The sequence below is a fragment of the Sphingomonas rubra genome (genome assembly GCF_900115745.1).
Classification (GTDB): domain Bacteria; phylum Pseudomonadota; class Alphaproteobacteria; order Sphingomonadales; family Sphingomonadaceae; genus Sphingomonas; species Sphingomonas rubra.
Genome location: NZ_FOXP01000005.1, coordinates 42667 through 63153 on the forward strand (window position 1 = coordinate 42667; position 20487 = coordinate 63153).

Sequence of the window (20487 nt, forward strand, 5' to 3'; positions counted from 1 at the left end):
ACCTGCGTAACTGGGCCCCGGCCTTCGCCGGGGAACTGCTTGCTCTAGAGCGCTTCGGCGCCGGAGATGATCTCGACCAGCTCGGTCGTGATCGCCGCCTGGCGGGCGCGGTTGTACTGGATGGAAAGGCGCTTGATCATGTCGCCGGCGTTCTTGGTCGCATTCTCCATCGCGTTCATCCGGCTGCCCTGCTCGGACGCGGCGTTCTCGAGAAGGGCGCGGAAGACCTGGACGGCGACGTTGCGCGGCAGCAGGTCGGCGAGGATCGTCTCTTCGTCGGGCTCGTACTCGGTGACCGCGCCGCCGTCCGTCGCCTGACCCTTGCCCGCCGTCGGCAGCGGAACCGGCACGATCTGGATGCCGGTCGGCTCCTGCACCAGCGCAGACACGAACTTGGAGAAGAACAGGTGCGCGACGTCGAACTCGCCGTTCAGGTAACGGGCGATGACGTCGTCGGCGACCTCGCGCGCGTCGTCGAACGACACGTACTTGATCGCGCCCATCTCATGATCGACGAGGATGTCGTTCGGGTAGAAGCGCTTGAGCACGCGGCCCTTCTTGCCGGCGATGTAGAACTTCACCGTCTTGCCTTGCGCGATCAGCTCCTCCGCCTTGCGGCGCGCCGCGCGGACGATGTTGGAGTTGAACGCGCCCGCCAGACCGCGCTCCGACGTGGCGACGACGAGCAGGTGGACCTGATCCTTGCCGGTGCCCGCGAGCAGCGGCGAGGCGCCGACCCCCGACACGCGCGTGGCGAGTGACGCCATCACCCGCTCCAGCCGCTCGGCATAGGGACGGCCGTTCTGCGCCGCCTCCTGCGCGCGGCGCAGCTTGGCGGCGGCGACCATCTTCATCGCCTTGGTGATCTTCTGCGTCGACTTCACCGAGCCGATGCGGATCTTGAGGGCCTTCAAACTTGCCATCTACGGTCCTCTTTCCGTCATGCCGGACTTGATCCGGCATCCATCCATCCGCGAGCGCATCGCCTGAGGAGAGATGGACCCCGGATCAAGTCCGGGGTGACGGCGTGTGTGTGTCAGCCGCTACGCGTCTTACGCGAACGTCTTCGCGAAACTGTCGAGCGCCGCCTTGAGGCCGCTCTTCGCCTCGTCGCCCAGGTCGCGCGTCTCGCGGATCTTGGTCAGGACGCCCGCGTGGTTCGCGCGCAGGTCCTGGAGCATCGCCGCTTCGTAGCGGACGACGTCGTTCACCGCGACGGTGTCGAGATAGCCGTTGGTGCCCGCGAAGATCGACGCGGTCTGCTCCTCGAAGGGCATCGGCGAGAACTGCTTCTGCTTCAGGAGTTCGGTCAGGCGCGCGCCGCGGTTGAGCAGCTTCTGCGTCGAGGCGTCGAGGTCCGAGCCGAACTGCGCGAAGGCCGCCATCTCGCGGTACTGGGCCAGCTCCAGCTTGATCGAGCCGGACACCTTCTTCATCGCCTTGGTCTGCGCGGCCGAGCCGACGCGGCTGACCGACAGGCCGACGTTGATCGCCGGGCGGATACCCGCGAAGAACAGGTCGGTTTCGAGGAAGATCTGGCCGTCGGTGATCGAGATCACGTTGGTCGGGATATAGGCCGACACGTCGCCCGCCTGCGTCTCGATGATCGGCAGCGCGGTCAGCGAGCCGCCGCCGTTGGCGTCCGACATCTTGGCGGCGCGCTCCAGCAGGCGCGAGTGGAGGTAGAACACGTCGCCGGGATAGGCTTCACGGCCCGGCGGGCGGCGCAGCAGCAGCGACATCTGGCGATAGGCGACCGCCTGCTTCGACAGGTCGTCGAACACGATCAGCGCGTGCATGCCGTTGTCGCGGAAATACTCGCCCATCGCGGCACCAGTATAGGGCGCGAGGAACTGCATCGGCGCGGGGTCCGAGGCGGTGGCGGCGACGACGATGGAATATTCCATCGCGCCGTTCTCCTCCAGCGTGCGGACGAGCTGGGCGACGGTGGAGCGCTTCTGGCCGACGGCGACGTAGACGCAGTAGAGCTTCTTCGACTCGTCGGTGCCGGCGTTGACGCCCTTCTGGTTGATGAAGGCGTCGATCGCGACGGCAGACTTGCCGGTCTGGCGATCGCCGATGATGAGCTCGCGCTGGCCGCGGCCGACGGGGACGAGCGCGTCGATTGCCTTCAGGCCCGACTGCATCGGCTCGTGCACCGACTGGCGCGGGATGATGCCGGGCGCCTTGACCTCGACGCGGCTGCGCTGGTCGGCGACGATCGGGCCCTTGCCGTCGATCGGATTGCCGAGGCCGTCGACCACGCGGCCGAGCAGGCCCTTCCCGATCGGCACGTCGACGATGGTGCCGGTACGCTTGACGACGTCGCCTTCCTTGATCTCGGCGTCCGAGCCGAAGATCACGACGCCGACATTGTCGGCCTCCAGGTTCAGGGCCATGCCCTGCACGCCGTTGGCGAACTCGACCATCTCGCCCGCCTGGACGTTGTCGAGGCCGTAGATGCGCGCGATGCCGTCACCGACCGACAGCACCTGGCCGGTCTCCGAGACCTGCGCCTCGGTGCCGAAATTGGCGATCTGGTCGCGGATGACCTTGGAGATTTCTGCGGCGCGGATATCCATCGTGAGTTAGCCCTTCATCGCGTGCGCGAGAGAATTGAGACGGGTGCGGATCGACGAATCGATCATCTGGGAACCGATACGGACGACGAGGCCGCCGAGGAGCTGCGGATCGACCTGGAGGTCGACCGACACGTCGCGGCCGACGCGCTGGCGCAGCTGCTGCTTCAGCTCGGTGACCTGATCGGCGGAGAGGGGATGCGCGCTCGTCACCTCGGCGGTCGTCTCGCCGCGGTGGCGGGCGGCGAGCTGGCGATAGGCGCGGGTGATCTGCGGCAGCGCCGACAGGCGGCTGTTCTCGGCGAGGACGCCCAGGAAGCTGCGGGTGGTGGGATCGAGGCCGAGCTGGTCGGCGACGGCGACGACCGCCTTTACCGCGGCGCCCCGCGCGATCAGCGGGCTGGTGGTCAGCTCGCGCAGATCGTCCGACTGCGCCAGCGCGTCGCGGACGGTGGCGAGATCACGCTCCACCGCCTCGATCTTGCGCGCGTCCTCCGCCAGCTCGAACAGGGCGAGCGCGTAGCGCCCACCCAGGCTTGCCTCAATACCGCCGGAAGTCTGCACAGACCTTCGTTTCCTCACACGCCAGAACGGGTTGGCCCAAGCGAGACGGGGCGCGAAAACGCGCTGTCGAAGGGCTGGCGGGCGGCTAGCATGAGGGGCGCGGGGATGCAAGCCGAGGCTGGCGGTTTGACCGCAAGCGCCGGGATGCCGAGGCTGCGACGGGCGGCTACAAGGGCGCCATGGACACGATCGATCCCGATGCCGCCTGGGCCGCCTTCGCCGCGCGCGATCGATCCGCGGACGGGCGGTTCGTGGTGGGGGTGCGAACGACCGGCATCTACTGCCGGCCGAGCTGCCCCGCGCGGCGACCGCGGCGCGAGAACGTCGCTTTCTACCGGAACGATGCCGAAGCGACGGCCGCGGGCCTGCGCGCGTGTCGCCGCTGCCTGCCCGACGACGTGCGCCGCGACGAGGCGGCGGTCGCGGCGGCGCTCACCATCATCGGCGGGGAGGACGCGCCGCCGCTCGCCGTGCTGGCGGCGAGGGTCGGCTATGCGCCGCATCATTTCCAGCGGCTGTTCACCCGCGCGACGGGCGTCAGCCCCGCCGCCTATGCCCGCGCCCGCCGGGCCGAGCGCGCCGCTGACGCCCTGACCCAGGAGAAGCACGTGACCGACGCGATCTACGAGGCGGGCTATGCCGCTCCCAGCCGCTTCTACGACGGGGCGGCGCCGCGATTGGGCATGAGCCCCAGCGCCTGGGCGCGCGGCGGCACGGGCGAGACGATCCGCTGGACGCTGGCCCCGACCAGCCTGGGGCCGCTGCTGGTCGCGGCGACGCGCAAGGGGCTGTGCCGCGTCGCGTTCGGCGAGGACGAGGCGGCGCTGCGCGGACGCTTCCCGCACGCGACGATCGTGGCGGGCGGCGACGACCTCGCCGCGCTGGCGGTGCGGATCGTGGCGGAAGTGGAACGGCCGACGAATGCGGCGCTGCCGCTCGACGTGCGCGGCACCGCGTTCCAGGAAAAGGTGTGGCAGGTGCTGCGCGCGATCCCCGCCGGCGAGACCCGCAGCTATGCCGAGATCGCCGCGGCGATCGGCAGCCCCGGCGCGACGCGCGCGGTGGGCAGCGCCTGCGGCGCCAACGCGGTCGCGGTCGCCATCCCCTGCCACCGGGCTCTGCGCAGCGACGGCACGCTCGGCGGCTACGCCTGGGGCCTGGATCGCAAGCGGGCGCTGCTCGATCGCGAGAGCAGGCGCGAGAACGGGCGCGAGCGTGGTTAGGAAGATGGTAAACCTTCGCCGCGTATCAGCCGCGCTGAACATCGAAGGTTGTCGGGCATGAGCGCGTTCGGGCGTCGGAATGGAATGGGGAGCGGGCAGCCGGTGCGGCCGGCGTTCGGCGTCGCCCGGCCGATGCAGGGCGGCGGCCCGGCGCCGCGCGGCGACGAGCCCCTGGACGGCGGGCTGCAATTCCCGCCGCTCGATGCGCTGCCGATGCCTGGCGAGAGCGAGGGCGTGCTGCCCGGCACGTCGCCCGGCATGGCGATGGACGCCATGCAGCGGCTGACCGACCGGCAGAACGCCAGCGGCGACGCGGGCGCGGCCAAGGTCGAAGGGTTCGAGGCCTCCGTCCACAAGATCAAGGAACAGGTCCTTCCCCGCCTGCTGGAGCGCGTCGACCCGGAAGCCGCGGCGACGCTGGGCAAGGACGAGCTGGCCGAGGAGTTCCGGCCGATCATCGGCGAGGTGCTGGCCGAGCTGAAGCTGACGCTCAACCGGCGCGAGCAGTTCGCGCTGGAGAAGGTGCTGGTCGACGAACTGCTGGGCCTGGGGCCGCTGGAGGAGCTGCTCGCCGATCCCAACGTCAGCGACATCATGGTGAACGGGCCCGAGCAGACCTATGTCGAGCGCAAGGGCAAGCTGGAGATCGCGCCGATCCAGTTCCGCGACGAGGAGCATCTGTTCCAGATCGCGCAACGCATCGTCAATTCGGTCGGCCGCCGCGTCGACCAGACCACGCCGCTGGCCGACGCGCGGTTGAAGGACGGTAGCCGCGTCAACGTGATCGTGCCACCGCTGTCGCTTCGCGGCACCGCCATCTCGATCCGTAAGTTCTCCGCCAAGCCGATCACGCTGGACATGATGGCGGGGTTCGGCAGCATGAGCCCGAAGATGGCGACCGCGCTGAAGATCGCGGGCGCGAGCCGGTTCAACGTCGTCATCTCCGGCGGCACCGGTTCGGGCAAGACGACGATGCTGAACGCGCTGTCGAAGATGATCGACCCGGGCGAGCGCGTGCTGACGATCGAGGACGCGGCCGAGCTCCGGCTCCAGCAGCCGCACTGGCTGCCGCTGGAGACGCGGCCGGCGAACCTGGAGGGCCAGGGCGAGATCAGCATCCGCGACCTCGTCAAGAACGCGCTGCGTATGCGGCCGGACCGGATCATCCTGGGCGAAATCCGCGGGTCCGAGTGTTTCGACATGCTCGCGGCCATGAACACCGGCCACGACGGATCGATGTGCACGCTCCACGCCAACTCCCCGCGCGAGGCACTCGCCCGCATGGAGAACATGGTGATGATGTCCGACATCAAGGTGCCCAAGGAAGCGATCAGCCGTCAGATCGCCGATTCGGTCGAGCTCATCATCCAGGTGAAGCGCCTGCGCGACGGATCGCGCCGGGTGACCAACGTCACCGAGGTGATCGGCATGGAAGGCCCGGTGATCGTCACGCAGGAGCTGTTCAAGTTCGAGTATCTGGACGAGTCGGCCGACGGCAAGATCATCGGCGAGTACCGATCGATGGGCCTGCGGCCGTATACGCTGGAGAAGGCCAAGCAGTTCGGGTTCGACCAGGCCTATCTGGAGGCGTGCCTCTAGGGTGGATCATCGTATCCTACGCCACCACCCCGGCGAAGGCCGGGGTGGTGTGAGCGGGACTACCGCTCCACACCCTTGACCTTGCCCCAGCTGCGCGCCACCGTGTAGCCGAGATAGCCGGTACCGAAGAGCGCGTAGAGCGGTTCGGGCAAGCCGCCGAGATAGGCGACCATGCCGCGCGCGATCGCCTCGGCCGCGGCGGGGCGGACGGCGGCGATCAGGCCCATCGGGATCGACCACAGCAACAGCGCGTACATGACGTAGAGGAAACTGGGCCGCGCCCGCGCGGTCCAGGGATCGGCGGACTGCGCCTCCGCGATCATCGCGGAGAGCTGCGCGCGCAGGCGCTCGAGTTCCTGCCCGTTCTCCAGCGCGAGTAGCTGGAGCTTGGCGGCGTCGCGCGCGGCGGGATCGGGGATCAGCTTGTCGAGCAGCCCGGCGAGCGGCGCGACGAGGGCGGTCAGGGACATGGTGGTTCCTTTCAAAGGTATCGAAGGTCAGGCAGTGTTCGGCGCCCGTGCGGTCAACCGATCCGGTTCGCGAGCCAGCCGTAGAGGAACGCCTCGTTGGCCGGGCGGCGCTCGGCCAGGGTGACGTAGCGCTCGCCCTGCAGCGCCTCGATCGCCTTGAGCAGCACCTCCTCGCCGCCCGCGCCGCGACGCGCGAGGAAGCCGTCGAGTGCGGCCAGCGTCGCCGGGCCGAGGCGGCCGTCGGCGGCGATGTCGGGATAGTCGGCGGCGCCCCGGTTGAGCGCGTTCAGCGCGCGCTGGAGAAAGGCGATCGCGACCGGCGGCCCCATGTTGACGGCGGTGTCGAACAGCTCCGCCGCCAGGCGCGGTGCGCGCGGCCAGAGCGTGTCGATGCGCGGTCGGTGCCAGTAGCGGCGGCGGTAGATCGTCGCGGCCCGGTCGCGCGGGAAGCCGCGCATGTCGCCGTTCCAGCCGTCGGCCCTCGCGGTCGCCTCCGTGATGCCCCAGCGGGTCGGGCCGCCGCGGTCGGCGGGATGGTCGGTGTAACCGCCCTCACGGTCGATCACGGCGTCGATCAGGTCGTCGATGGTCATGGAAAGCCCCCGGTTGATGGAGGGTCAGGCATTTATCCTATATGGTTTGTTGTAGGACAGCGTTGAATCGCATCCGTCATGCCGGGCTTGTCCCGGCATCCAGGATCGCGAACGTCGTCGCTGCTGGGCCCTGGACTCCGGGACGAGCCCGGAGTGACGGCGTGGGCGCGAGGACGTCGCCCCATGTCATGCTCGCCGCATTGCCGCCGCGGTTGCGTGGCAGGGCGCGCGGCTCCATTCGGACTACCGCCATGATCGCCATCCTTCTCGCCGCCGGGCAGGGCTCTCGCCTGTTGCCGCTGACGCTCTCCGCGCCGAAATGCCTGGTGCCGGTGGGCGGGCGGGCGATCATCGACCATCAGCTCGACGCGTGCGCGGCGGCGGGGATCGAGCGCGCGGTGGTGGTGGGCGGATACCGGATCGAGCAGGTGGCCGAGCATCTGAGCGCCCGGAAAGGCGGCCCCGCGACCGAGCTGGTCTTCAATCCCTTCTGGGCGGCGGCGAGCAGCATCGGCAGCGTGTGGGCGGCGCGCGACGCCTTGCGCGGGCCGTTCGCGCTGATGAACGGCGACACGTTGTTCGACCCCGCGCTGGTCGCGCACGCCGTGGCCGACGCGCAGCGCGGCGTGCGGCTGGTGGTGGACCGACTGGAGGCGGCGGAGGAGGACGACATGCTGGTCGAGGTGGCCGACGGCCGCGTGCGCGCGGTGAGCAAGACGCTGTCGCCCGAGCGGGCGACGCATCGGTCGCTGGGGCTGGTGATGTCGGCGGGCGGCGGCGCCTATGCCGATGCCCTGCGCGCGGTGATCGGGGCCGACGAGGGCATCCACGCCTTTCACCACGCGGTGATCGACCGGCTGGCCGGGGTCGACGCGTGCGGCGCGATCCCGGTGCCGGCCGGCGCGCACTGGCAGGAGATCGACCGGCCGGCGGACATCGCCCGGTGGCGCGAGGAGCATCAGCCGTCTTGATGGGGGACCGATCGAAGAGGGAGCGGCCGATCGCGGTGCTGTTCCTGGGCGAGACGCTGCTGATCCCGCACCTATGGCCGATCGCCGCGGCACTGGCGGCGGCGGGCGCGCGCGTCGACCTGTGGGTGGCGACCGGCGTGCACGAGGCGTTGCTGACGCGGTGGAGCGCGGGGATGGTGGGCGTGCGGATACGGCGCGCGCCGGGCTTCAGGCCGCTTGCCGATGGTTCAGGCGACGGGACGAACAATGGGGCGGAGGGGCGCAACCCGCCGCTGCCGGCCAAGATCCCGACGCTGCTGCGCCTGCTTCCCCGCCTGCTGGGCGCGCGCGCGGTGCTGTGCGCGGAACAGACCAGCCTGTGGCTGCCGCGGCTGTTCCCGTGGTTGCCGGTGCCGTTCGTCAAGACGTCGCACGGAGTGGGATCGATGAGCGCGCGCGACGATCCGCGGCGGCGGGCGGCGGCACTGATGCTGGTGCCGAGCGAGCGCGAGCGGGCGACCTATCTCCAGCGCGGGTTCTCGCCTGCGCGCGTGCTCGCCACCGGCTATGCCAAGGCGGGGTTCGCCGAGCGGACCTATCGCGCGCTGCCCTTCGCCGATGGCAAGCCGGTGGTGCTCTACGCCCCGCACTGGCAGCGGCACCGCTCGTCCTGGTGGGACTGGGGCGACGCGCTGGTGCGGGCGATCGCCGCCGACGGGCGCTGGAACCTGGTGTTCGCACCGCACCAGCGGCTGGCGGAGACCGCGCCGGCCGTGCGCGAAACGATGGCGGCGGTGGCGGGGCTGCCCAACGTGCACTGCGATCTGGACGGATTTGCGATGGTGGACGGCAGCTACACCGCGGCGGCCGACATCTATCTGGGCGACACGTCAAGCCAGGTGGTGGAGTTCCTGGGGCGACCGCGGCCATGCGTGTTCCTGAACCCGCGGGGCGTCGCGTGGCAGGACGATCCCGCCTATGCGCAATGGGCGTGCGGCGAGGTGGTGACGGCGATCGACGCGGTGCTGCCGGCGCTGGCCCGCGCGCCGGCGCTGCATCCGGATTTCGCCGAGACGCAGCGCACGTTCGCGACCGATTCACTCGGCGATGCGAGCGGCGACGGCGGCGCGCGGGCGGCGGCGGCGATCCTCGATTTCCTATCCCCTCTCCCATCGGGAGAGGGGCAAGCCGCCGCAGGCGGCGCGGGGTGAGGATCGACAGAACGCCCTGTCCTCACCCTTCCGCATCCTGCGGATGCTCCCTCCCTCTCCCAAAGGGAGAGGGAATTGCGTAAGCGCCACCCATGACCTCCCCCTCCCTTATCCCCGTCGGCGACAATCCCACGCGCCTGTGGGGCATGACCAATGCCGAGCGGGTGCGGCGGATCGGCGTCGCGCAGGGCTACGCGGCCGATGGCGGGAGCGTGGTGCTCGCCAACATGGGCTACGCGTTCGATCCGGTGTGGACGGCGCACCTGAAGAGCCGGCCCGGCACCGCGGTGACGCGCGGCGGCGTGCCGGTGCTGATCCACCTAGCCGCGGGCGAGCGCGCCGCGGGCGAGGCGGCGATGCGCGCGGGCACGGTGCCGGCCGGCTGCGCGGTGATCGAGGCGGAGGACGAGGCCGGCATCCTCAACGAGGCGCTGAGGAAGCGCGAGCGGCCCTTCGCCGAGCCACTCACCCCCGCCACCGTGCCGGCGATCGAGCGGCTGAGCTACAAGGGCGCGTACAAGGGGGTGACCGACCTCCTGACCAAATATCTGTGGCCGGAATGGGCGTTCCACCTGACAAGGGCGGCCGCCGCGATCGGCCTGCCGCCCAACGGGGTGACGGCGATCGGCACGGTGCTGTGCATCGTCGCCACCGTGGCGTTCTGGCATGGCTGGTTCTGGACGGGGCTGGCGACGGGCCTCGTCTTCATGGTGCTCGACACGGTCGACGGGAAGCTGGCGCGGTGCACGATCACCTCGTCCAAGCTCGGCAACGCGTGGGACCACGGCATCGACCTGGTCCACCCGCCGATCTGGTGGTGGGCCTGGGCGACCGGCTGCGCCGCGTACGGGCGCGCGCTGTCCGACGAGGCGTTTTGGTGGGTGATCGGCACAATGCTGTTCGGCTACGTCGCGCAGCGGCTGATCGAGGGGGCGTTCATCGTCCGCTTCGGCATGCACATCCATGTGTGGGAGAAGTTCGACAGCGACTTCCGGCTGGTGACTGCCAGGCGCAACCCGAACATGGTGATCCTGTTCGCCGGGTTGCTGGTCGGGCGGCCCGATTGGGGGATCGTCGCGGTGGCGGCGTGGACGGCGGCGTCGCTGGTGGTGCACCTGTGGCGGCTGTTCCAGGCGACCGCGGCCAAGCGGCGCGGCGCGGCGGTAGTGAGCTGGCTGGCGTGAATGTTTCCGTCATGCCGGGCTCGTCCCGGCATCCAGGATCACGGACGCTGCGCTGCCTGGCCCTGGACGCCGGGACGAGCCCGGCGTGACGCAGGATGTGGTTCAGCCCCGCCCCTCGCGCCACAGGCAGTAGACCGCCAGCGCGTAGAGGAAGCGGCTGTGGTCACGGCGGCCGGCGCGGTGGTCGGTGAAGACGCGGTCGACCTCTTGGGCGCGGAACGGGCCGTCGGTGCGCGCCGCCGACTCGCGCCAGAGCATTTCCGCGTAGCCGCCGAAATCGCCCGCGAACCAGGCGGAGAGCGGCATCTGGAATCCCTGCTTGCGCCGGTCGAAGATACCGGGCGGCAGCCAGGGGCCGACGGCCTCGCGCACGACGTGCTTGCCGGTGCGGCCGGCGAGCTTCATCGATTCGGGCATCGACAGGGCGAGGTCGACGACCTGCTGGCCGAGCATCGGCACGCGCACCTCCAGCGAGTGCGCCATCGACGCGCGGTCGACCTTGGTCAGCATCGCGCCGGGCAGGTTGAGCACCAGATCGGCGAGCGCGAACTGTTCGAGGGTGGAGGGCGAGATGCCGGCGGCGTCGGGGAAATACTCCGCGGTCAGCCGGCCGATCTCGCCGCGCCCGCCGCCCGCGCGGGCCAGGAAGTCGCGATCGAACACGCGGTCGCGGAAAGGCGCGGCGGTGATCTGCGTCTTGGCGAAGAAGCGGGCGATGCCGCTCGGCAGACCGGCGGAGGCGGCGGTCTTGGTCCAGCGCTGCACCGCCTCGTTGGCGCGGCGCGAGGGCAGCGTCGGAATGGCGTGGACGGCGCGCGCGGCGTGGCGGACCAGCGCGGGCAGCCGGCCGACGCGGGCCTCGGTGGCATGCCGCTTGTAGCCGAAGAACAGCTCGTCGCCGCCGTCGCCCGACAGCGCGACCTTGACCTGCTCGGCAGCGACCCGGGACACGTACCAAGTGGGTAGCATCGACGGGTCGGCGAAAGGCTCGTCGTAGCAGGCGGCGACCGTCGGCAGCAGATCCTGCGCCTGGGCGAGGTCGAGCATCCGCGTGGTGTGGCGGGTGCCGAGCGCGGCGGCGACGGCCTCGGCGTGCGGGCTCTCGTCGTAGCGGGGATCGGGGAAGCCGATGGTGAAGGTGCGCACCGGCCGGTCGGACACGCGCGTCATCGCCGCGACGACGGCGGAGCTGTCGATCCCGCCCGACAGGAAGGCGCCGACCTCCACGTCGGCGACCATCTGCGCGGCCACCGTACCCAGCCAGGTGGTGCGGAACCGGTCGACCCATTCCGCCTCCGCCATCGGCGCCGCCGGTGCGTAGCGCGGCGTCCAGTATGGCTCGATCGTCGGCGCGCCGCCCTCGCCCAGGTGGAGCAGGTGGCCGGGCGGCAGCGTGCGGACCTCGGCATGGATCGAGCGCGGCCCGCGCACGTGGCCGAAGCGGAAATAGTCGAGCAGCGCGCGCTCGTCGGTCGTGAAGGCGAAGCCGGGCAGGTCGGTCAGCGCCTTCAACTCGGAGGCGAAGGCGAAACCGGCGGACTGGTCGGTGTAGAACAACGGCTTGATGCCGACGGGGTCGCGCGCGAGCGTCAGGCGGCGTTCCGCGCGGTCCCACACCGCGACCGCGAACATGCCGTCGAGCCGCGGCCAGACGCCGTCGCCCCAACGTTCGTAGCCCGCCAGGATGACCTCGGCATCGCCCTGGCTCTCGAAGGCACGATCCGGCGACAGTTCGGCGCGCAGCTCGCGGAAATTGTAGATCTCGCCGTTGAAGACCAGACTGTAACGGCCGTCGGGCGAGTGGAACGGCTGGTGCCCGCCCGCCACGTCGACGATCGACAGGCGACGCATCCCCATGCCGAGCGCGCCGTCGACCACGATCCCCTCGTCGTCGGGGCCGCGATGGACCAGATGCCCGCACTGGCGGGCGACGAGCCGCTCGATCGAGGGGCCGCGCGTTCCGCGCGCGAAGAGGCCGGCGATGCCGCAGATGATGCCATACTCCCGCCCAAGAACCACGCCGGTCCTGCGCCGGGCGCGATCTATCCGCCGCGGCGGGGGCTGTCACGCTTGGGATTGCTCGCTGCCCCCGTGCCTTATAGGCACGACGACGCCCGCATGACGACGCCCGCCCCCTCCCCCTCGCCCGGCATCATGCGCGCCGCCGCCCGCAATCTGGGCTGGCTGCTGGCGAGCCGCAGCGTGCTGGCGGTGCTGTCGCTGTTCTACCTGGGGATCATCACCCGCTCGCTGGGCGTGACCGGCTTCGGCCGCTTCGCGCTCATCACCGGCGCGTCGCAGACGCTGGCGACGCTGGTCGCGTTCCAGAGCTGGCAGGTGATCGTCCAGTACGGGGTCGCCCCGCAGGAGCGCGGCGACGATGCGGCGCTCGGCCGGCTGTTCCGCGCCTCGGCGCTGGTCGATGCGGGCGGTGCCGCGGTCGGCGCGCTGCTCGCCTGGGCGATCCTGGAGATCTGGGGCGAGGCGCTGGGCATCGGCGAGACGCTGAAGCGGGCGACGCTGATCTTCTCGATCGTGCAACTGGTCACCATCCGCTCCACCCCGCTCGGCATCCTGCGGCTGCGCGACAAATTCTCGCTGTCCGCGATCGCCGACAGCGTCACGCCGGTCGCGCGCTTCGTGGGCGCGATCGGGGTATGGCTGGTCCACCCGACGGTGCAGGGCTTCCTGGTCGCCTGGGGCGCGGCGGAGGTGCTGACTGCGGCGACCTACTGGGTGATGCTGTGGCGGCGCGGCGACCTGCGCCTGCTGCGACAGGGCAAGGGGATGCGCCGGCTGATCGAGGAGAACCCCGGCATCGTCCGCTTCGCCCTGTCGACCAACGCGTCGTCGACGCTGGGCCTGTCGGGCAAGCAGCTGCCGCTGCTGATCGTCGGCGCGGGCGTGGGCCCGGCGGCGGCGGGCGTGTTCCGGCTGGCGTCGCAGATCGCGCAGGCGCTGGCCAAGCTGTCACAGCTGATCTCGCGCGCGGCCTTTCCCGAGGTCGTGAAGATGGTGAAGGCGGCGAGCACGGCGCAGCTCGGCCGGATGCTGTCGCGACTGTTCATGGGCAGCGGCGTGGCGGCGGTGGCGATCATGGCGCTGGTCGCGGTCGCCGGGCGGCCGGTGCTCTCGCTGGTCGGCGGCCGCGAGTTCCGCGACGCCTGGCCGGTGCTGCTGTGGCTGGCGATCGCGGGCTGCCTGGACCTCGCCACGGTGGGCGTCGACACGGTGCTGACCGCGTTGCAGCGCGCCGGCACCGTGTTCGCGCTGCGCCTGGTCGGCATCGTGATCCTGTTCGCGGCGGCCGCGGCGCTGATCCCGCCCTACGGCACCGTGGGCGTGGCGATGGCGGTGGCGGCGGGATCGGCGGTGGTGGCGCTGCTGATGGGCGTGGCGGCCCTGCGCCTCGCGCGGCACGGCCTGCCACAGTAAAGCCGCGGTTCACGCGCAAGGCGCTACTCCCTTGCGCGGTAACGAGGTTTTCCCATGATCCGCATGCTTCTCCTCGCCGGCCTGGCGCTGGCCCCGACCGCCGTGGCGGCTGAGAACTGCACCGGCACGCCGGGGGGCGGCGCGGTGCGGCTGCTGGTGCAGGCGACCGGCGTCCACAGCGCGGACGGCGAGGTCGCGTTCACCGTCTACCCGGACGACAAGCGCCGCTTCCTGGCCAAGGGCGGCAAGCTGCTGCGGGTGCGGGTGCCCGCGCGCGGCGGCACCACCGCCGCCTGTTTCTGGCTGCGCCCCGGCGGCTACGCGATCGCGCAGTATCACGACGAGAATGGCGACCACGATTTCAACCGGACGCTCTGGGCGCCCAAGGAAGGGTTCGGCTTCTCCAACGACGCGCCGACCTCGATCGGGCTGCCGTCGTTCGCGGCGGCGCGATTCGTGCTGCCGGCGGGCGGCGCGACGGTGCGGATGCAGATGCGATACCGGCGATGAGTGGCGGTCCGTCACAAAGTTGTAGCGAAGCGCGGCGTCGGCGATTACCCTCGACATGGTGACCCTGTCCCGTTCCGCCTCGCTGCCATCGCCGTTCCCGCGCGTCACGCGGCCCGTGCCGATCAAGGTCGCGCCGGGCGCCACCGCCGCGGCGGGGCTGACGATCGGCATCGTCTGCAATCCCAAGGCGCACCGTAATCACGGCGCCGCGTACGAAGCGGGCGTGCCCGGGGCGGAGAGCGTCACCGTCGCCGCGCCCAGCACGCGCGAGGCGTTGCCCGCGGTGATGGACGATTTCGCGCGCCGCGGCATCGACCTGCTGGTGATCGACGGCGGCGACGGCACCGTGCGCGACGTGCTGACCGCGGCCGCCGACCGGTTCGGCGCGCGCTGGCCGCGGGTGATCGTGATCCCGTCGGGCAAGACCAACGCGCTGGCGATCGACCTGGGCCTGCCCAAGGGCTGGACGCTGGACGACGCACTGGCGGCGGCCAAGCGCGGGCAGACGGTCGAGCGGCGGCCGGTGGAGATCGGCCGCGCCGGCGACGACGCCCGGCTGCGCGGCTTCCTGTTCGGCGCGGGCGCCTTCGTCGACGCCACCGAGCTGGCACAGCATACGCACCGGATGGGCGCGTTCAACGGCGTCGCGGTCGGCCTGGCGCTCGGCTGGGCGATTCTGCAGACGCTGTTCGGGCCGCGCACCGGCGGCTGGCGCGCGGGCACGCCGATGCGGCTGCGCCTGGCCGGGCAGCGGCCGGAGCAGCGCCGGCGCTATCTGCTGCTCGCCTCCACGCTCCGGCGGCTGCCGGCGGGATTGAAGCCGTTCGGCCCGGCGAAGCGAGGGCTGAAGCTGCTGTCGGTCGATGCGCCACCCAAGCGGCTGTGGGCGGGTGCCCCCGCCGTGGTGGCGGGGTCGGAGGCGGCGTGGCTCGACCGGGCGGGCTATCACCGGCTGGAGACGACGGGCTTCGACCTGGAACTGGACAAGGGCTTCATCCTGGACGGCGAGCTCTATCCGGGCGGCGACCTGTCGGTGCGCCAGGGGCCGAAGCTCTCCTTCATCGTTCCTTGACCCGCGTGCCGGTGACCGCGCTGGCCGACTATGTCGCGCGCGCGCTCGCCGCGCCGGTGCCGCCGGGCGTGCGCGCGGTGGCGGCGACGCTGGCGGAGCCGGGCGAGGTCGAGGCGGTGCTGTTCTACGGATCGAATCTGCGCACCGGCGCGCTCGACGGGGTGCTCGATTTCTACGTGCTGACCGCGGGCCCGCGCGAGCGGGGGATGTGGCCGACCGTCAGCTACCGCGAGGTGCCGGTCGGCGAGCACCTGCTGCGCGCCAAGATCGCGACGGTGCGGATCGACACCTTCGCCGAGGCCGCGCGCGGCACGCTGATCGACACCACGATCTGGACGCGCTTCGTGCAGCCGGCGGCGCTGGTGTTCGCGCGCGGCCCCGCGGCCGAGCAGGCGGTGGCGGGCGCCGTCGCCGCCGCCGCGATCACCGCGGGCCGGTTCGCGGCGGCGCTGGGGCCGGCGAGCGGCTCGGCGGCCGATTACTGGCGCGCGCTGTTCCGCCAGACCTACGCCGCCGAGCTGCGCGTGGAGAAGCCGGGGCGCGAGGAGCAGATCCTGGTCCACGGCGCCGGCCGGTACGAGGCGCTGCTGCCGCTCGCCTGGGACGCCGGCGGAATCGACCATGCGGCGGACGGCGCGCTGCTGACGCCGCGGCTCTCCCCGGCCGAGCGGCGCCGCGCGCTATCCGCCTGGGCGCGGCGGCGGCGCTGGGGCAAGCCGCTCAACGTCGCGCGGCTGGTGCGCGCGGCCTTCACCTTCGAGGGCGCGGGCGCCTACGGCGCGTGGAAGGTGGAGCGGCACACCGGCGTGAAGGTGCCGCTGACGCCGTTCCGGGAGAAGCATCCGGTGCTCGCGGCGCCGGGCGTGCTGTGGCGGGTGTGGCGGGAGCGGGGATGAACGCGCTGATCCTCGCCGGATCGCGGCCGGGGGCGCCCGATCCGCTCGCCGCCTATGCCGGGGTCGCGCACAAGGCGCTGATCCTACTGGCCGGCGAGACGCTGCTCGCCCGCGTCGCGGCGGCGGTGCGCGCGAGCGGGGCGACGCGGATCGCCGTGTCGGCGAACGACGCAGCCGTATGCGCGGAGGCGGCACGGCTGGGGCTGGAGGTGATCGCGCCCGCCGCCGGGCCGAGCGGCAGCGTCGCAGCCGGGCTCGCCGTGCTGGGCGCGCCGCTGCTCGTCACGACCGCCGATCATGCGCTGCTGACGCCCGAGTGGGTGCAACGGTTCGTGGCGGACACACCGGCGGACGCCGACGTGGCGGTGCTGCTGGCGCGATCGGACGTGGTCGAGGCGGCGGCGACGGGGACGAAGCGGACCTATCTGCGCTTCGCCGACGGCGCATGGTCGGGGTGCAACCTGTTCCTGCTGCGCACGCCCCGTGCCGCGGACGCGATCGGGCTGTGGGCCCGCGTCGAGGCGGATCGCAAGCGGCCCTGGCGGATCGTGCGGCGGCTGGGGCCGGGGCTGCTGGCGCGCTACCTGCTCGGGCGACTGCGGCTGGCGGACGCGGTGGCGCATCTCGGGCGCCGTGCAGGGATCGAGGCGGCGGCGGTGGCGAGCCCGTTCGGGCTGGCGGCCGTCGACGTCGACAAGCCGGCGGACCTGGACTTGGTAAGGGCGATCACCGGCTTCCCGACCGGACCATCGTAGCGGCGCTTGCGCACCCTTCCCGCGCCCGCGATAGTCGGGGCGACAGGGAGAGAATGGATATGCATCGCACTCGTCTGGCGTTCGCGTCGCTGATCGCGCTCGCCGCGCATCAGGCCTTCGCGCAGGTTCCGCCGCAGCAGCAGCCCGACCGCGTCGAGCCGACCCAGGCGCCCGAGGATCAGTCGATCCGGCCGATCGCCGTGGCCACACCGGTGGCGAGCACCATCGCCGCCCCGGCCCCCGCCGCGACGCCGACGCCGACCCCCGCCAAATGGGACGTCAACGCACCGCAGGGCGCCACCATCCGCCAAGTGCCGATCCGCACCAGCGAGGGCAGCTGGATGGACCTGGACGTGCATCCCGACGGTCGCCTGGTCGCCTTCGCGCTGCTCGGCGACCTCTACACCATGCCGATCACCGGCGGCACGCCGACGCGGATCGCCGAGGGGCTGGCCTGGGAGGTGCAGCCGCGCTTCTCGCCGGACGGGCGGCGGATCGCCTTCACGTCGGACCGCGGCGGCGGCGACAATATCTGGATCATGAACGTCGACGGCAGCGACAAGCGGCAGGTGACGACGGAGGAGTTCCGCCTGCTCAACCAGCCGTCGTGGAGCCCCGACGGCCGCTTCATCGTCGCCAAGAAGCATTTCACCACCGGCCGCAGCCTCGGCACGGGCGAGGTGTGGATGTACCATGTATCGGGCGGCGCGGGCGTGCAGCTGGTCAAGCGGCCGAACGAGCAGCACCAGAAGGAACTGGGCGAGCCGATCTACGCCGCCGACGGCAAGTCGGTATTCTTCACCCGCAACGTGACGCCCGGACCAGTGTTCGAGTACGCACAGGACTCGAATACCGAGCTGTTCGACATCGAACGCTACGACCTCGACACCGGCGAGACGACCAAGGCGGTGACGGGCGCGGGCGGATCGGTGCGGCCGACGCCGTCGCCCGACGGCCGGCACATCGCCTTCGTCCGGCGCGAGGCGACGCGGTCGAAGCTCTACGTGAAGGATCTGGCGAGCGGCGAGGAGCGCAAGGTCTACGACGACCTCGACCAGGACGTGCAGGAGACCTGGGCGGTGACCGGCGTCTATCCCAACATGGCGTGGACGCCGGACAACCGCTCGATCGTCTTCTGGGCGGGCGGCAAGATCCGGCGGGTGAACGCCGACGGGTCGGGCGCGGCGGAGATCCCGTTCGCGGTAAACGACACGCGCGGGGTGATCGACGCGCCGCACCCGACCGTCGAGGTCGCGCCCGCGCGCTTCACCACCGCGATGCCGCGCTTCGCCGCCGTCTCGCCCGACGGGCGCCAGGTCGTGTGGGAGAGCCTGGGCAAGCTGTGGATCAAGCCGATGGCGGGCGGTGCGCCGCGGCGGCTGACGCGAGGGGGCGACGGTCTGGAGCTGTTCCCGACCTGGTCGCGCGACGGGCGGACGATCGCCTTCGTCGGCTGGACCGATTCGGGGCTGGGCCACATCCGCACGGTCGCAGGCAGTGGCGGCACGGCCAAGGACGTGACGGCGCAGCCGGGCCATTACGCGCGCCCCCGCTTCTCGCCTGACGGTAAGACCATCGTGTTCGAGCGCGGGCGCGGCGGTGGCCTCACCAGCCCGCGCTGGGGTGAGAATGCCGGTGTGTACCGCGTCGCCACGGCGGGCGGCACGCCGGTGCTGATCGCGCGCGACCTCGCCGCGCCGCAGTTCGGCAGCGGCAACGACCGCGTGTTCATGATCGGCGAGGAGAAGGGCAAGCGCCAGCTCGTCTCCACCGACCTGTCGGGCAGCGCCAAGCGTGTCCACGCGTCGGGCGACCTAGTCAGCGATTACATCGTGTCGCCAACCGGCGAGTACGTCGCCTTCCGCCAGAATTACGAGGCGTTCGTGGTGCCGCTGATGCCGGGCGCGCAGGCCGTGGAGCTGGCGGGCGATGCCAAGGCGCTGCCGGTGACGCGCGTCAGCCGCAACGGCGCCGATTACATCAACTGGTCGAACGACGGGCAGCGGCTGCACTGGAGCCTGGGGCCGACCGTCTACACGGTGGAGACCGCCAACGCCTTCGCGGCCGGGCCGCGGCCCAAGGACGCGGCGAAGTTCGCTGCTCCCACGACCGGCGTGTCGCTCGCCACCGAACAGGTCGCGGCCAAGCCGACCGCCACCGTCGCGCTGACCGGCGCGCGCGTGGTGACGATGGCGGCGGCGGACGGCGGCGTCGTCGACGGCGCGACGATCCTGATCCGCGGCGACCGCATCGTCGCGGTCGGCCGCGACGTGGCGGTGCCCGCCGGTGCGACCGTGGTCGACATGGCCGGCAAGACGATCATCCCCGGCCTGGTCGACGCGCACGCGCACGGGCCGGCGGGCGAGGACGAGGTGGTGCCGCAGGCGAACTGGTCGATGATCCAGAACCTGGCGCTCGGCACCACCACCATCCACGATCCGTCCAACCGATCGGCGGAGATCTTCGCGGCCAAGGAGATGCAGGCCGCCGGTCTGATCCTCGCGCCGCGCATCTTCTCCACCGGCGAGATCGTCTACGGCGCCAAGAACGCCGACGTGTACGCGCAGATCGACTCGCTGGACGACGCGCTCCAGCACGTCCGCCGCCTGAAGGCGCAGGGTGCGCGCTCCGTGAAGAACTACAACCAGCCGCGCCGCGAGCAGCGCCAGCAGGTGGTGGAGGCCGCCCGGCGCGAGAACATGCAGGTGGTGGCGGAGGGCGGCTCGCTGTTCGGCCAGGACATGAACCTGATCGCCGACGGCAATTCGACGCTGGAGCACAATATCCCGCTGTCGCGCTTCTACGACGACGTGCTCCAGTTCGTGCCGCAGACCAGGACCAATTACACGCCGACGCTGATCGTCACCTTCGGCGGCCTCGCCGGCGATCCCTATTGGCGCGCGCATACCGACGTGTTCGCGCAACCGCTGCTCAAGGCGCACACGCCGCCGGCCAAGCTCCTCGCCGACAACGCCCGCCGCCAGATCGCGCCAGAAAGCGATTACGTCGACGACGACAACGCGCGCGAGGCGGCGAAGCTGGCCAAGCGCGGCGTGCTCGTCTCGATCGGCGCGCACGGCCAACAGGCGGGGATCGGCGCGCACTGGGAACTGTGGAGCTTCGTGCGCGGCGGCATGACGCCCGTGGAGGCGCTGGCGGCGGGAACGATCGTGCCGGCGCGGTCGCTTGGCATGGCCAAGGACATCGGCTCGATCGAGCCGGGCAAGCTCGCCGACCTGGTGGTGCTCGACGCCGATCCGACCGCCGACATCAGGAACAGCGAGAAGGTGAGCCAAGTGATGCAGGGCGGCCGACTGTACGACGCGCGAACGATGAACGAGGTGGCGACGGGCAACGCCGTGCGGCCGGCTTACTGGTGGGAGGGGAAATAGAGTCCGCGAACACGCAACGGCATCGATCCTCCCCTGCAAGGGGAGGTGGCATGC

General features: G+C 71.4%; 17 protein-coding genes. 11 read left to right on the top strand and 6 right to left on the bottom strand.

Annotation, left to right across the window (positions count from 1 at the left end):
- Positions 1 to 44 precede the first annotated feature (44 nt).
- From BM145_RS07350 to BM145_RS07360, 3 genes are all read right to left on the bottom strand, one after another.
- Complete coding sequence (locus BM145_RS07350) at positions 45 to 923, bottom strand: F0F1 ATP synthase subunit gamma (protein WP_093332929.1); 879 nt, start codon at positions 921 to 923, stop codon at positions 45 to 47.
- 129 nt (positions 924 to 1052) lie between these two features.
- Positions 1053 to 2582 (bottom strand): F0F1 ATP synthase subunit alpha, encoded by a 1530-nt coding sequence (gene atpA, locus BM145_RS07355; RefSeq protein ID WP_093332931.1) that lies wholly within the window; start codon positions 2580 to 2582, stop codon positions 1053 to 1055.
- Positions 2583 to 2588: 6 nt separating this feature from the next.
- Positions 2589 to 3143, bottom strand: coding sequence for a F0F1 ATP synthase subunit delta (locus BM145_RS07360; RefSeq protein WP_093332933.1), 555 nt, complete (start codon positions 3141 to 3143; stop codon positions 2589 to 2591).
- 179 nt (positions 3144 to 3322) lie between these two features.
- On the opposite strand from BM145_RS07360, the gene ada reads away from it, so the two are divergent.
- Both ada and BM145_RS07370 read left to right on the top strand, forming a co-directional pair.
- On the top strand, positions 3323 to 4366 hold the full coding sequence (ada, locus tag BM145_RS07365; RefSeq protein ID WP_093332935.1) for a bifunctional DNA-binding transcriptional regulator/O6-methylguanine-DNA methyltransferase Ada: 1044 nt from the start codon (positions 3323 to 3325) through the stop codon (positions 4364 to 4366).
- Positions 4367 to 4423: 57 nt separating this feature from the next.
- Entirely contained in the window at positions 4424 to 5965 is a 1542-nt protein-coding gene (locus BM145_RS07370; RefSeq protein WP_093332936.1) for a TadA family conjugal transfer-associated ATPase, read from the top strand.
- Between the two features lie 59 nt (positions 5966 to 6024).
- On the opposite strand, the gene BM145_RS07375 is transcribed toward BM145_RS07370, so the two are convergent.
- Together BM145_RS07375 and BM145_RS07380 are read right to left on the bottom strand one after the other, a co-directional pair.
- Positions 6025 to 6435 carry a holin family protein gene (locus BM145_RS07375; protein ID WP_093332938.1) on the bottom strand — a complete coding sequence of 137 codons (411 nt, stop codon included), beginning with the start codon at positions 6433 to 6435 and terminating at the stop codon, positions 6025 to 6027.
- Between the two features lie 53 nt (positions 6436 to 6488).
- Positions 6489 to 7028, bottom strand: a complete 540-nt coding sequence (locus tag BM145_RS07380; protein ID WP_093332939.1) for a glycoside hydrolase family 108 protein — start codon at positions 7026 to 7028, stop codon at positions 6489 to 6491.
- Positions 7029 to 7279: 251 nt separating this feature from the next.
- Here BM145_RS07380 and BM145_RS07385 point away from each other — a divergent pair, with 251 nt between their 5' ends.
- From BM145_RS07385 to BM145_RS07395, 3 genes are all read left to right on the top strand, one after another.
- Positions 7280 to 7999, top strand: coding sequence for a phosphocholine cytidylyltransferase family protein (locus tag BM145_RS07385; RefSeq protein WP_093332941.1), 720 nt, complete (start codon positions 7280 to 7282; stop codon positions 7997 to 7999).
- Complete coding sequence (locus BM145_RS07390; protein ID WP_093332943.1) at positions 7999 to 9189, top strand: hypothetical protein; 1191 nt, start codon at positions 7999 to 8001, stop codon at positions 9187 to 9189. The genes BM145_RS07385 and BM145_RS07390 overlap by 1 nt, the downstream gene beginning before the upstream one ends.
- 92 nt (positions 9190 to 9281) lie before the next feature.
- Entirely contained in the window at positions 9282 to 10373 is a 1092-nt protein-coding gene (locus BM145_RS07395; RefSeq protein ID WP_093332945.1) for a CDP-alcohol phosphatidyltransferase family protein, read from the top strand.
- 102 nt (positions 10374 to 10475) lie between these two features.
- On the opposite strand, the gene asnB is transcribed toward BM145_RS07395, so the two are convergent.
- Positions 10476 to 12392 (bottom strand): asparagine synthase (glutamine-hydrolyzing), encoded by a 1917-nt coding sequence (gene asnB / locus BM145_RS07400; RefSeq protein WP_245739161.1) that lies wholly within the window; start codon positions 12390 to 12392, stop codon positions 10476 to 10478.
- Positions 12393 to 12491: 99 nt separating this feature from the next.
- On the opposite strand from asnB, the gene BM145_RS07405 reads away from it, so the two are divergent.
- Genes BM145_RS07405 through BM145_RS07430 form a run of 6 tightly spaced genes read left to right on the top strand, consistent with a single transcriptional unit; the run spans position 12492 to position 20433 of the window.
- Positions 12492 to 13808 carry a lipopolysaccharide biosynthesis protein gene (locus BM145_RS07405; protein WP_093332947.1) on the top strand — a complete coding sequence of 439 codons (1317 nt, stop codon included), beginning with the start codon at positions 12492 to 12494 and terminating at the stop codon, positions 13806 to 13808.
- Between the two features lie 54 nt (positions 13809 to 13862).
- Entirely contained in the window at positions 13863 to 14318 is a 456-nt protein-coding gene (locus BM145_RS07410) for a DUF2141 domain-containing protein (protein ID WP_093332948.1), read from the top strand.
- Between the two features lie 55 nt (positions 14319 to 14373).
- Positions 14374 to 15390, top strand: coding sequence for a diacylglycerol/lipid kinase family protein (locus BM145_RS07415; RefSeq protein WP_093332950.1), 1017 nt, complete (start codon positions 14374 to 14376; stop codon positions 15388 to 15390).
- Positions 15391 to 15395: 5 nt separating this feature from the next.
- Complete coding sequence (locus BM145_RS07420) at positions 15396 to 16286, top strand: hypothetical protein (RefSeq protein ID WP_342741801.1); 891 nt, start codon at positions 15396 to 15398, stop codon at positions 16284 to 16286.
- Positions 16283 to 17041, top strand: a complete 759-nt coding sequence (locus BM145_RS07425) for a nucleotidyltransferase family protein (protein WP_093333186.1) — start codon at positions 16283 to 16285, stop codon at positions 17039 to 17041. Before BM145_RS07420 ends, BM145_RS07425 begins: the two co-directional genes overlap by 4 nt.
- 59 nt (positions 17042 to 17100) lie before the next feature.
- Positions 17101 to 20433, top strand: coding sequence for an amidohydrolase family protein (locus BM145_RS07430; RefSeq protein WP_093333188.1), 3333 nt, complete (start codon positions 17101 to 17103; stop codon positions 20431 to 20433).
- The last annotated feature ends 54 nt before the right edge of the window (positions 20434 to 20487 follow it).